The 11,974-nt window shown below is 69.4% G+C and carries 11 protein-coding genes; 4 read left to right on the forward strand and 7 right to left on the reverse strand.

Annotated features, from left to right (window positions below):
• Nucleotides 1-297: 297 nt before the first annotated feature.
• From AC07PA_RS24690 to AC07PA_RS24700, 3 genes are read right to left on the reverse strand one after another with little or no spacing between them, the layout of a single operon-like run.
• Nucleotides 298-1,281 (reverse strand): ABC transporter substrate-binding protein, encoded by a 984-nt coding sequence (locus AC07PA_RS24690; RefSeq protein WP_494609140.1) that lies wholly within the window; start codon nt 1,279-1,281, stop codon nt 298-300.
• 28 nt (nt 1,282-1,309) lie between these two features.
• The gene (locus AC07PA_RS24695; protein ID WP_007859545.1) at nt 1,310-2,956 is read right to left on the reverse strand and encodes an ABC transporter permease; all 1,647 of its coding nucleotides are present in this window, start codon (nt 2,954-2,956) and stop codon (nt 1,310-1,312) included.
• Nucleotides 2,957-2,978: 22 nt separating this feature from the next.
• A complete protein-coding gene (locus AC07PA_RS24700; RefSeq protein ID WP_007859543.1) occupies nt 2,979-4,052 on the reverse strand; it encodes an ABC transporter ATP-binding protein in 1,074 nt (357 codons plus the stop codon).
• Nucleotides 4,053-4,300: 248 nt separating this feature from the next.
• On the opposite strand from AC07PA_RS24700, the gene AC07PA_RS24705 reads away from it, so the two are divergent.
• Together AC07PA_RS24705 and serB are read left to right on the forward strand one after the other, a co-directional pair.
• Complete coding sequence (locus AC07PA_RS24705; protein ID WP_007859540.1) at nt 4,301-5,197, forward strand: LysR substrate-binding domain-containing protein; 897 nt, start codon at nt 4,301-4,303, stop codon at nt 5,195-5,197.
• A 43-nt stretch (nt 5,198-5,240) separates the two neighbouring features.
• Complete coding sequence (gene serB, locus AC07PA_RS24710) at nt 5,241-5,945, forward strand: phosphoserine phosphatase SerB (protein WP_494609139.1); 705 nt, start codon at nt 5,241-5,243, stop codon at nt 5,943-5,945.
• 17 nt (nt 5,946-5,962) lie between these two features.
• Here serB and AC07PA_RS24715 read toward each other — a convergent pair whose 3' ends face one another.
• Together AC07PA_RS24715 and AC07PA_RS24720 are read right to left on the reverse strand one after the other, a co-directional pair.
• Complete coding sequence (locus tag AC07PA_RS24715) at nt 5,963-6,439, reverse strand: hypothetical protein (protein WP_494609138.1); 477 nt, start codon at nt 6,437-6,439, stop codon at nt 5,963-5,965.
• A gap of 34 nt (nt 6,440-6,473) precedes the next feature.
• The gene (locus AC07PA_RS24720) at nt 6,474-7,721 is read right to left on the reverse strand and encodes an MFS transporter (protein WP_494609137.1); all 1,248 of its coding nucleotides are present in this window, start codon (nt 7,719-7,721) and stop codon (nt 6,474-6,476) included.
• A 183-nt stretch (nt 7,722-7,904) separates the two neighbouring features.
• Here AC07PA_RS24720 and AC07PA_RS24725 point away from each other — a divergent pair, with 183 nt between their 5' ends.
• Nucleotides 7,905-8,855, forward strand: coding sequence for a LysR substrate-binding domain-containing protein (locus AC07PA_RS24725; RefSeq protein ID WP_494655394.1), 951 nt, complete (start codon nt 7,905-7,907; stop codon nt 8,853-8,855).
• 10 nt (nt 8,856-8,865) lie between these two features.
• Here the strand turns inward: AC07PA_RS24725 and AC07PA_RS24730 are convergent, their stop codons facing one another.
• A complete protein-coding gene (locus tag AC07PA_RS24730) occupies nt 8,866-9,582 on the reverse strand; it encodes a hypothetical protein (RefSeq protein ID WP_494609136.1) in 717 nt (238 codons plus the stop codon).
• Between the two features lie 93 nt (nt 9,583-9,675).
• The gene (gene hpnC / locus AC07PA_RS24735; RefSeq protein WP_494609135.1) at nt 9,676-10,587 is read right to left on the reverse strand and encodes a squalene synthase HpnC; all 912 of its coding nucleotides are present in this window, start codon (nt 10,585-10,587) and stop codon (nt 9,676-9,678) included.
• 162 nt (nt 10,588-10,749) lie between these two features.
• Here hpnC and AC07PA_RS24740 point away from each other — a divergent pair, with 162 nt between their 5' ends.
• Nucleotides 10,750-11,973 carry an efflux RND transporter periplasmic adaptor subunit gene (locus AC07PA_RS24740; RefSeq protein ID WP_494609134.1) on the forward strand — a complete coding sequence of 408 codons (1,224 nt, stop codon included), beginning with the start codon at nt 10,750-10,752 and terminating at the stop codon, nt 11,971-11,973.
• The last annotated feature ends 1 nt before the right edge of the window (nt 11,974 follow it).

An 11,974-nucleotide genomic window follows, 5' to 3' on the forward strand; every position in this document is an offset into this window, starting at 1 on the left:
CCGACAACGGCGATGGCGCGGGTAGCGCCATCGCTGGCCGGTCATGGAACCACAGGCGTCCTTCGCACTGCCAGCACTCTTGGTGCGGCAGTGGGCCTGAGGCTAACCGCGCAGCCGGGCCCCGGTACGGGCGTTATCCCTGAGTGACCGTGCCAGGCCGCCGGCCGGGTACGCGAAGGGCTCGGGTTGCTATTGATTGAATAGCGTAGTGCCCTTTGCTGGTGGCTTTTGTGGCGCTGGGTCGGCGATCTGCTGGCCTGGCTTGCCGCCCATGAATGTTTCTTACATTCGCCGCCTTCAGCGCGCCTTGGCCACCGCGATGTTCCACAGCGCCACGAGCTGCTCGTACTCCTGCGAGGCCTTGTCCTGGTCCAGCGGGAAGATCTTGATCGACTTGAGGTCGGGCAGCGCGGTGAGCTTGGAGACGGCGATGTCGGTGCGCGTGGGGCGGCGGAAGTTCTTGACCAGCAGGGCCTGCTGCACCTCCTTGCTCAGGAGGCCGTTGTACAGCGCCTTCGCGGCTTCCATGTTCTTGGCGCCCTTGACGATGAACATGCCTTCGGGCGCCAGGTAACTGCCTTCGGCGGGGTAGACCAGCTTGATCTCCTTTTGCCCGCCGGCCACGTATTCCTGCGCGGCGTACTCGATGGTCAGGCCCACGGGGTACTCGCCCGAGGCCACGCCCTTGTAGGTGGTGCCCGAGGACGAGGTGACCACGGCGTTGGCCGCGATCTTCTCCAGCCCGTCCTTGCCGAACTGCTTGAGCAGGCCGTAGACCAGCATGTAGGCGGTGGCGCTCTTGCTCGGGTCGGTGATGGCGAACTTGCCCTTCCACTCGGGCTTCATCAGGTCGGACCAGGTCTTGGGTGCGGCCAGGCCCTTGAGCTGGCGTTCATTGACCATGAGCACCATCACGTGCAGGTTGGTGCCCACCCACAGGTTGTCGGGGCCGCGGAACTCGGCGGGAATGGCGGCCAGATCGGGCGACTTGTAGGGCTCCAGCAGGTCCTTGTAGGCGCCCATGGTGCCGAAGCCGCCGCTCCACAGCACGTCGCCGCGCGGGTTCTTGGCCTCGGCCTGGATGCGTTTCATGAGCGAGCCCGTGCCGCCGGTCACCTGCTGCACGTTGAGCGAGCCGGCCTTCTGCTTGACCACGGTGAGCGCGGTCTCGATGGTCTCGGTGTTGTTGGAGGAGTACAGCACCACGGTCTGGGCCTGGGCCAGGCCAGCGGCCAGGCCGATGGCGGCCAGCGTGCATTGCAACAGGGTCTTGATCTTCATGGAAGGCCTCTTGGGTGGTGGGTAGGGATTACTTGCTCGAGAACAGGTTGATGCGAAAGACCTTGATGGCCACCACGATGGGCAGCAGGATCACGCTGACCAGCGCTGCGCCATAGGCCGATGCCAGGCCCAGGCGGCCGCCGTCGACCTGGCGGAAGATGGTGATGGGCATGGTCTCCAGGCCCCCGGTGTAGACCACCACCGACGCCGACAGCTCGGAGATGGTGGTCACCCACATCAAGATGGCGGCCGAGATGAGCGATGCCTTCATGGCCGGCAGGATGACCTTGAAGAAGGTCATGAGCGGCGACACGCCCAGGCTGATCGAGGCCTCTTCGATCGAGTCCGGGATGTTGAACAGCGTGGACGATGCATTGCGCACCGCGAACGGCAGCCGGCGCACCGTGTAGGCCAGCACCATGATGCCCGAGCTGCCCGCCAGGATGAGCCAGCCGGTGTTGAAGGTCTGCACCAGCGCGATGCCCAGCACCGTGCCCGAGATGGTGAGCGGCAGCACCACGATGTAGTCGAGCGCCTGGGTGAAGGTGTTGCGCTTCTTGATGGTCAGGTAGCTCACCAGCAGCGCGAAGGCCACCCCCGCCAGCGTGGCGATGGACGAGAACTTGATGGAGTTGATGATGGGCTCGGGCGCGCCCTGCAGCGCGCGCTGCAGGCTGCCCAGCGACCAGCTGCCCCAGCGCATGACCGGGCCGCTGGTCTCGGTGAAGGCACCCACGAACACGATGACCAGCGGCAGCATGGAGGCCAGGATGACCAGGCCCACGGTGACGGTGAACAGAAGCGCCGCGCCCGAGCGCACGCGCACCGGCGCGGGTGCGCGGCCCTGGGTCATGGTGTACATCTTGCGCTCGACCACGCGCTTCTGGAAGAACAGCACGATGGCCACGATGGCGATGGACACCACCGACATGGCGCTCTGCAGTGCCGGGCTGCCGCCCATCTCGCTGACAAAGGTGTTGTACGTCATCACCGACAGCAGCGGCACGCGGCTGCCCAGCAGCATGGACAGCGCGAAGTTGCCGACCACCAGCGTGAACACCACCAGCGCGTTGACCAGCACGGCCGGCAGCATCACCGGCACCAGCACGCGCATCTTGGTCACGAAGGGCGAGGTGCCCAGGCTCAGGCCGGCTTCCTCGAGCTGCCCGTCGAAGCCGCGCAGTGCCGCCAGCACACCGAGGTAGATGTAGGTGTAGTACACCAGCGTCATCGAGAAGACCATGCCCGTCCAGCCGTAGAACGAGGGCAGCTCCACCCCCATGTCGGCGAAGAAGTTGGTGAGCAGGCCGTTGTTGCCCAGGACCAGCAGCCAGGACTGGCCGACGATGATCTCGGGGATCACGATGGTCAGGATGGGCAGCACGGCCACCAGGTTCTTGAGCGGAAACTCGTAGCGCGCCACCATGTAGGCGAACGGCACGCCCACCAGCACGGTGCAGGCGGTGACGGAAAAGCCCAGCACCAGCGTGTTTCTGAAGGCCAGCAGGTACTGGCTGTCCTTTGCCAGTGCGGCGAAGGCAGCCAGCGAGTAGCCGCCACCGTCGTCCACCACGCTGTTGCCGAACAGCACCGCCAGCGGGTACAGCACGAAGAAGGAGAGCAGGACCAGGCTGACCAGCGTCAGCACGCCCCAGGGCCACCAGTTGATTTTCATGGCTTGCTTTCGGGGTGTGCGGTCATGCGCTCACGACACGGCTGTCGGCGGGCACCAGCACCTGCACGGCGTCGCCGGCCTGGAAGTCGGCCACGGTGTTGCCCGCATGCAGCTCGACGCGGATCTCGGGGCCGTCCTGCAGCTGGATGCGGTAGGCCGTCTTGAAGCCCAGGTACTGGCGGCGCAGCACCTGGCCGTGCAGGGCATTGGGCACGTGCGGGGCCGGGGCCATGAGCGACAGGTCTTCGGGCCGGGCGATGAGCACACTCTCGCCGCCCAGCTGCGGGCTGCCCTGCACGCCATCGAGCTCCTGGCCGGCCAGCTGGTAGCGCACATGGGCGGGCGTGCCTTCGTCCATGCGCCGGGCCGCCACGGGGATCACGTTGGCCGAGCCGATGAAGTCGGCCACGTAGGCATTCACGGGGGTGCCGTACAGCTCCTCGGGCGTGCCCAGCTGCGCGATGGAGCCGCGGTCCATGATGGCGATGCGGTCGGACATGGCCAGGGCTTCCTCCTGGTCGTGGGTGACGAAGACGGTGGTGATGCCGGCCTCGCGCACCAGGTCCAGGATCACGTCGCGCATCTGCAGGCGCATCTTGGCGTCCAGGTTGGACAGGGGCTCGTCCATCAGCAGCACGCGCGGGCGTATCACCAGGGCGCGGGCCAGGGCCACGCGCTGGCGCTGGCCGCCGCTCATCTGCGCTGGGTAGCGGTCGGCCAGGGCCGACAGACCCACCTTTTCCAGCGCCTCGCCCACGCGGCGCGCGATCTCGGGTTTGGCCACCTTGCGGGCGCGCAGGCCGTAGGCCACGTTGTCGAAGGCCGACTTGTCGGGGAACAGCGCGTAGTCCTGGAACACCATGCCGATGTCGCGGTGGTGGGTGGACACGCGGGTCACGTCGTCCTTGTCGAACAGCAGGCGCCCGCCATCGGGCTCGTAGAAGCCCGCGATGCAGCGCAGCAGCGTGGTCTTGCCGCAGCCGCTGGGGCCCAGCAGGGTGTAGAAGGCGCCGTCGGGGATGTGCAGCGAGAGGTTTTGCAGCACGGTCTGGCCGCTGAACTGCTTGACGATGCCGTCAATGGTGATGGATGCCATGGCGTGTGGGGGTGGGTGCGGTGACCGGTGGTGGGCCATGATAGGGAGCGGGGCGGCACCGCGACCAGCGCTTTTTTATGGGGTATGCGGTTAGTTTTTCTAATGGACGCGTCCCCTAAGATGTAAGCGCCTGTTTTGCTGATTCCCTCTTGAAAGACACCCTGTTCTTCATGCCATCCGTTGTCGTTCGCCAGATACTTGCGTGCATGTGCCCTGCGTTGCGCGGGCAGGATTGAGAGGGCGACGGCATGGCGACGCGTGTGCTTCCACCGCTCAAGGCCTTGCGTGCCTTCGAGGCGGCGGCGCGCCATGCCAATTTCACGGCGGCGGCGGAGGAGCTGAGCATCACCCACAGCGCGGTGAGCCAGCAGATACGCCTGCTGGAGGACTACCTGGGCCAGCCGCTGTTCACGCGCGAGGCCCGCGGCGTGGTGCTGCTGCCCCATGCGCGCGAGTACTTCGCCGAGGTGCAGGCCAGCCTGGACCGCATTGCGGCGGCCACCGGGGCCGTCAAGTCGCCGGGTGGGCGGCGCACGCTGCGTGTATGCACCTCGCCATCGCTGGCCATGAAGTGGCTGATACCGCGGCTCGGCGGCTTCCAGGCGCTGGTGCCGGGGGTGGATGTGCAGCTGTCCACCATGGGCCGCCAGTTCATCGAGCGGGCCGATGCCAGCAACGATGTGGTGGTGCAGCGCATGCCCATGCAGCGGCCCGAGCACACCTGCACGCGCGTGCTCGACGACTACCTGCTGCCCGTGGCCTCACCGCGCTTCATCCAGAACAACCGCGTACACACCGTGGCCGACTGCCTGGGGCACCCGCTGCTGCAGGTCAGCGGCGGCATGGACGCCTGGCCGCAGTGGTTCGGCCTGGCCGGGCTGCAGGTGCCCCCGCAACTGCCGGGCCCCGTGTTCGACCACCAGTTCCTGTGCATGCAGGCCGCCATGAACGACCTGGGCATTGCCCTCGTGCCCTGGTGCCTGCTGCAGGAGGATGTGCACGCGGACCGGCTGCGCCCGCTGTTCGCCCGACCGCGCCTGCAGGGCCCGGGCGTGTATGCGCAGTACCGCACGGACAACCCGCTGGCCGGGCTGGCGCGCCAGTTCATCGACTGGCTGGGCCAGCAGGGACATGCGGGTGTCTGATCGCTTCGTCGTCGTCTTTACCGAACCCTTGAAGGCATGACCCATGCTTGACTTTGCCCCCGGCCTGCAAGTGCGCGGCACCGTGCTGCCGCAGCGCCTGTTTGACTACCGCCTGATCGCGTTCGACATGGACTCCACGCTGATCTCCATCGAAACCGTGGACGAGCTGGCCGACCTGGCCGGTTGCCGCGCGGCGGTGGAAGCCATCACCGAGGCGGCGATGCGCGGCGAGATCGGCGACTACAAGGAGAGCCTGCGCCAGCGCGTGGCGCTGCTCGCCGGCCTGCCCGAGCAGGCGCTCGATGAGGTGTATGAGCGCAGGCTGCGCCTGAACCCCGGCGTGCAGGCGCTCATCGGCGCCTGCAAGGCGGCGGGCCTGCGCTGCATCCTGGTCACCGGCGGCTTTACCTGCTTCACCGACCGCCTGCAGGCGCGCCTGGGCCTGGACGATGTGCGCGCCAATGTGCTGGAGGTGGCCGATGGCCGGGTCACGGGCCGACTGCTGCCCCAGCCCTGGGGCGACATCGTCGATGGCGAGGAGAAGAAGCGCAAGCTGCTCGCGGTGTGCGCGCAGATGGGCATTGCGCCTGCGCAGGCCATCGCCATGGGCGATGGCGCCAACGACCTGCCGATGATGGGCGCGGCCGGGCTGGCCGTGGCCTACCGGGCCAAGCCCGTGGTGCGCGCGCAGGCCCACGTGGCGATCAACGAAGGTGGGCTGGACCGCCTGCTCGAAGTGCTGCGCTGACTGCCGGCCTGCTGCTGCTACAGGGCGGTGCCTGCGCCTGCCCGGTGCGCCACTACCAGCGCAATTTCCACCAGGGGCGTGGCAGTGGCCTGGCCCGCCGTGCCCGGCAGGGGCCGCACCAGCGAGTGGGCATGCACGGCCGGTGGTGCCACCTGCTGGCGGGCCAGGCCGCCGGCCATCCAGCCGCACAGCATGCGCCGCGCATCCGCCGTGTGCGTGGGCTCGCGCACGAACAGCTCGCACGAGAGGATGCGGTGCTTGTGGCTGCCGGCCTCGCGCAGCAGGCGGTCGGCGGCGGCCAGCAGCTGGGCCATGCCGTGCTCCAGACTCTGGTTGCCCAGGGGGGCGGCGGCGGTGGTGTTCAGGCACGCGACGCGCAGGCACAGCGAGCTGGCCGCGTGGCGCACACCCACGCGCAACCGGGCCACCACGCGCGGTGCTGCAGCCGCGGCAGGGCCGGCGGTGGGCGGGGCGGTGCTGCAATCGGTGGCCATGGGGGTGTGACTCCCGTCGTGCGGCGTTGTTCCGTCAATCCAGGTGGCCAAGCCGGCGGGCGCTCGCGGCCACGCCCACGAGCAGGGCCACCAGCACCAGCATGGCCGCCACCAGGCTGGTGCCATGGGCGACGAAGCCGATCAGCGCCGGCCCCATGAGCACGCCGGCGTAGCCCATGGTGGCGATGGCGGGGACCGCCAGGCTTTCGGGCATGGCATGCTGCCGACCGGCCAGGGAGAACAGCACGGGCACGATGTTCGAGCAGCCCAGGCCGACCAGCGCAAAGCCGGGCAGGGCCAGCAGCCAGCCGGGGGCCAGCGTGGCCAGCGCCAGGCCGGCGGCCGCCAGCAGGGCGCCCGCCAGCACCGCGCGCTGCGGGCCGATATGGCGCACCCAGCGGTCACCCGTGAGGCGGCCCACGGTCATGGCCACGGCAAAGGCGGCGTAGCCCAGGCCCGCGCGCTCTGCGGGCAGGCCCTGCACCTGGGTGAGGAACACGGCACTCCAGTCCAGCATGGCGCCTTCGGCCAGGAAGAGGATGAAGCACAGCGTGCCGATGAACAGCACCACTCCCGTGGGGCGGGCGAAGGCCGGGCCGCTCTGCGCACTGCCCTGGGCCAGGAAGTGCGGCCCCGCCAGCACCAGCAGTGCCAGCACCACGGCCGCCACGGCGCTGGTGGCCTGCCACAGCGATGCATCGAGCAGGCTCAGCAGTGCGATCATGCCGCCGGCCCCTGCCACGCCGCCCAGGCTGAACAGGCCGTGAAAGCCCGACATCATGGGCCGGCCACTGGCCCGCTCGACGACGATGGCCTGGATGTTGCCGGCGCAGCCCAGCCCCCCAATGCCCGCACCGAAAAGGAACAGCGCAACGCCCAGCCACGCCACCGAAGGTGCCAGGGCCAACAGCGGCAAGGCCAGGCCTGCCAGCAGGGCCGAAGCCACCAGCACACGCCGGCAGCCCCAGCGCGCGCTGAACGCACCGGCCAGCGGCATGGAGACGATGGAGCCGGCGCCCATGCACAGCAGCAGCAAGCCCAGCGTGGCCTCGTGGATGGACAGCCGTGCCTTGGTGAACGGCACCAGCGGCGCCCAGGCCGCCATGGCAAAGCCGCTGATGAAGAAGGCCACGCGCGTGGCGTGCGCCGCCGCCCGGCTGGAGGCCGTGGCGGGCGCCACCGGCCGTGCCGGGGCTGCGGCAGAGACGGGAGCTGCGGTGCTGGAGGTGGTCATGGTGCTCTGGAAGGGGGCCAGTGTGGCGCTGCCCGATGTCGCCGTCATGGCGGGGTGGCCATGCCCTCGGCCGGCGGGAGGGCTTTGCTCCGGACACGCCCGGGAGGGTCGCGGTGCGGGCATTTCGCCGGCCCGGCACATGATGAGCAAATCTAACCAGTTGTGTCCTTGCATGGGGCCGATGCTACGCAGTGGCGGTGCGCACGACTATCGATAATAATTTGCACACCCATGAAATCAGCTCATGCCAAAAATGGCCCGCCCGTGTCGGGTGCACCTCGCCGTCTGCCGCCGTTGAACATGCTGCGCGCCTTCGAGGCGGCGGGCCGGCTGCTCAGCGTGACGCAGGCCGCGCACGAGCTCAGCGTGACGCAAAGCGCTGTCAGCCACCAGATCAAGGCGCTGGAGGAATGGCTGGGCGTGGCCCTGGTGCAGCGCGAGGGGCGGGGCCTGGCGCTCACTCCCCCGGGTGCGGCCTACCTGCCGGGGCTGACCAGTGCGCTGGACCTGATGGCCCAGTCCACCGCCGGCATCGAGCGGCCCACGCGGCGCAACACGCTGGCGGTGAATGCCACGTCGACCTTTGCGACGCAGTGGCTGATCCCGCGCCTGGCGGCGTTCTGCGCGCAGATGCCGGGGCTGGCCGTGCAGCTCGTCACCACGGTAGGCCACCTCGACTTCGAGCCGGCGGACTACGACGTCTCCATCCGCTGCTTTGCCGATGGCGAGCTGGCGGTGCTGCAGCAGCGCACGCCCTGGCGCGGCATCAGCGCGGGCACGTTTCTGCCCGATGTGCTCACCCCTGTGTGCAGCCCCGCGCTGCTGGCAGGGGGCAAGGCCGTGCACCGGCCGCAGGATCTGGCGCGCCACACGCTGCTGCACAGCCGGTCCACCCCCCTGGTGTGGCAGCAGTGGCTGCAGGAGGCGGGCCTGCAGGGCATCCAGCCTGCCGGCGACCTGGTGTTCGACCATGCCCACCTGAGCGTGCAGGCCGCCATCCAGGGCCTGGGCGTGGCCCTGGGCAACCCGCGCTTCCTGGGCGAGGCGCTGGCCAGCGGGCTGCTGGCCATGCCCTTCCCGGAGCTGCTCTCGGGCGACAAGAAGTACTACTGGATGCTGTCCCCGCGTGCCACGCAGGACGCGGCATCGGTCGCGTTCTGCGGGTGGCTGGCGGTGGCCTGAGCCGCGGGGCTCAGCGGCCAGGCCGCTGGCGCGCCAGGTGGCTTTGCAGAAAGTACGCCGCGGCCGTGAGCAGCATCCACGCGATCAGCACGTCCCAGAACGCCATCACCAGCCATAGCGGCGCCAGCAGCGGGCCCGCGAGCGGGATGAGGTAGAGCGCCAGCCGGTGCGTCCAGAAGCCCGGGGCCGACATGCAGGGCGATGAGAAGGGGTCGAACGTGCCGGGTGAGCAACCCAGTGCGCCCAGCACCTCCCGGGCCACCTGGTTGCCCAGGATCGGCGTGCCAAAGGCGATGCAGAACCCGACGAGCCCGAGCAGCAGCGCCCAGAAGCCGGCACGTGCCGCCCAGCGGGCCATGTCGGCGCTGTTGATGGCGGGGCGGGCGGGCGGGCCGCTGCCCGGTGCCGCCGCTGAGGCGCTGGCAGCGTTGCGTTCAGCCCTGCGCAGGGCCACCAGGGCCAGAACCCACACTGCAATCAGCGCCCAGAAGTTGCGCAGCAGCACGAAGGGGTAGTCGGCCACGCCCACGGCCGTGAGGAAAGGGGCAAGGCGCATGCCCAGTGCGTTGGAAAGCCAGGAGCAGCTGCGCAGTGCGGGGTTGGCATGCGGCTGGCATTGCAGCAGCTCCAGTGTGCGTTCGGCCACTATGCCGCCCACGATGGCAAAGCCCAGGCAAAAAAGGATCAGCCCCCATTGGAGGATCTTGAAGAGATGCCTGTAAGACATGGAGCGAGTCCTCCCCCCCCCGGTAGTGTGCAGGTGCCGCGTTCGCGGTCGTTCGGTAGGTCCGCAAGTGTGCCCGAGCGCGGGTGGAGAGGGCTACATCACCAGCGCCCGCCCCAGCATCACGCACCAGTCCCAGGGGTTGAGCCGGGGGCGCGTGTGCAGGCTGGCCCCTTTGAGGGCCTGCACCTTGTCCAGGATGCGCAGGCCACCTTGCACCACCAGGCGCAGCTCCCAGCCGGCACGGCCGGGCAGGCGGTGCACCAGCGGCGCGCCGCGCAGCATGCTGGCGCGGGCCCAGGCGGCCACGCCCATGATGAGGCGGGCGTTCTCTGGCGTGCTGCGCAATTCCAGCAGCTCCGCTTGGCAGGCGCCGTGGGCAGCGCAGTCCTCGCGCGGCAGGTAGTGGCGCCCGCGCGGGATGTCCACGCTCAGGTCCTGCCAGAAGTTGGCCAATTGCAGCGCAGTGCAGATGTCGTCGCTCTGCGAGAGGGCCTGGTCGCCGTCCACGCCATACAGGTGCAGCAGCAGCCGGCCCACGGGGTTGGCCGAGCGGCGGCAGTAGTCGAGCAGTTCGGTGCGGTCGGCGTAGCCGTCGGCATCGCGGGTCTTTTCCACGTCCTGGGCGAAGGCGCTCAGGAGGTCGGCCAGCAGCGGCACGGGCAGGTGGTGGCTCACCAGCACGGCCTGCAGCGGCATGAATACATCGGCCCAGCGGGGCGAGGGCGCACGGCCTTCGGCAATGGCGGTGAGGTCGGCGTCGAACGCGGCCAGGTCGGCCAGGCGCTGGGCGGGCAGGGCATCGCCCTCGTCGGCGATGTCGTCGGCCGTGCGCGCAAAGGCGTAGATGGCGGCGATCACCGGGCGCAGGTGGGGCGGGCACAGCAGCGAGGCGACCGGGAAGTTTTCGTAGTGCGTGACCGGCGGGGCCACCGCGGGCGCACCCTGCAGGGCAGGGGAGACCGGTGTCGCGGCGCTGGCGGGCGGGGTGGGCAGGTTAGGGTTCACGGGCGTGATTGTCGCTTGACAAGGCGGGGGCGTTTCTCATAGATTACTAACCAGTCAGTCAGTAACTTTGTGGTGCCAGTGTTAACCCTGATGCAGTTCGCAGGCTGCGGGGCGTTGCGCTGGCTGTTTCCCGTGTCGGCTTTTTCACTCACCGGATTTTCCATGCGCACACCCTCCGCCTCGCGGCCCATTCACCGGTCATCCAGGTTTTTGTTGCTGGCGGCCTCGGCCCTGGTGCTGGCCGCCTGCTCGCAGCCGGCCCCGCCCGAGGAGCCGGTGCGCTCCGTCAAGCTGATGACGGTGGGCGTGGGGGCCCTGCAGTCACAGGTGGAGTATGCGGGCGAGGTGCGCGCCCGGGTCGAGTCGCGCCTGGGCTTTCGCGTGGCGGGCAAGATCGTGCAGCGCCAGGCCGAGCTCGGCCAGCGCGTGAAGGGCGGCGACGTGCTCGCCCAGCTCGACCCGCGTGACTACCAGCTGGCGGCCGACTCGGCGCGTGCGCAACTGGCCTCGGCCACCACGCAGCGCGACCTGGCGGCAGCCGACTACAAGCGCTACCAGACCCTGAAGGACCAGAACTTCATCAGCGGCGCCGAGCTGGAGCGCCGCGACGCGACCCTCAAGGCCGCGCAGGCCACGCTGGACCAGGCGCGCGCGCAGCTGTCCTCGCAGGGCAACCAGGCCACCTACACGCGCCTGGTGGCCGACGTGTCGGGCGTGGTCACGGGCATCGAGGCCGAGCCGGGCCAGGTCGTCTCGGCCGGCACGCCGGTGGTGCGCATTGCGCAGGACGGCCCGCGCGACGTGGTGTTCGCCGTGCCCGAGGACAAGGTGGCCCAGATCGCCGTGGGCTCCGACGTGGCCGTGCGCGGCTGGTCGGGCGGGGCCGTGCTGGCGGGCAAGGTGCGCGAGGTGGCGGCCAGTGCCGATGCGGCCACGCGCACCTTCCAGGTCAAAGTGGCCATCGAGGGCAGCGACGTGCCGGCGCTGGGCGCCACCGTGTACGCCCAGCCCAAGGCCCTGGGCCATGCCGGCGTGGCCGCCATCAAGCTGCCCACCAGCGCGCTGCGCCAGGAGGGCCAGGCCACGGCCGTGTGGGTGTACGACGCGGCCACCAGCACCGTGAAATCGCAGGTGGTGCAGATCGCCACGGCCGACGGCAACGATGCCGTGGTGGCTGGCGGCCTGACCCCCGGCATGCAGATCGTGGCCACCGGCGTGCACGTGCTCTCGCCAGGGCAGAAGGTCATGATCTACCAGCCCAAGTCGAACGGTGCCCCTGCGGCCAAGGCGCAGACGGCGGCCGGCAATGTGGCGCTGCCTGCTGCAGCTGCCGCGGCCCCCGCGCCGGCGGCGACGCCCGTGGCTGCGACCCCTGCTTCCAAGTAAG

The sequence above is a fragment of the Acidovorax sp. GW821-FHT09B03 genome, assembly GCF_059418305.1.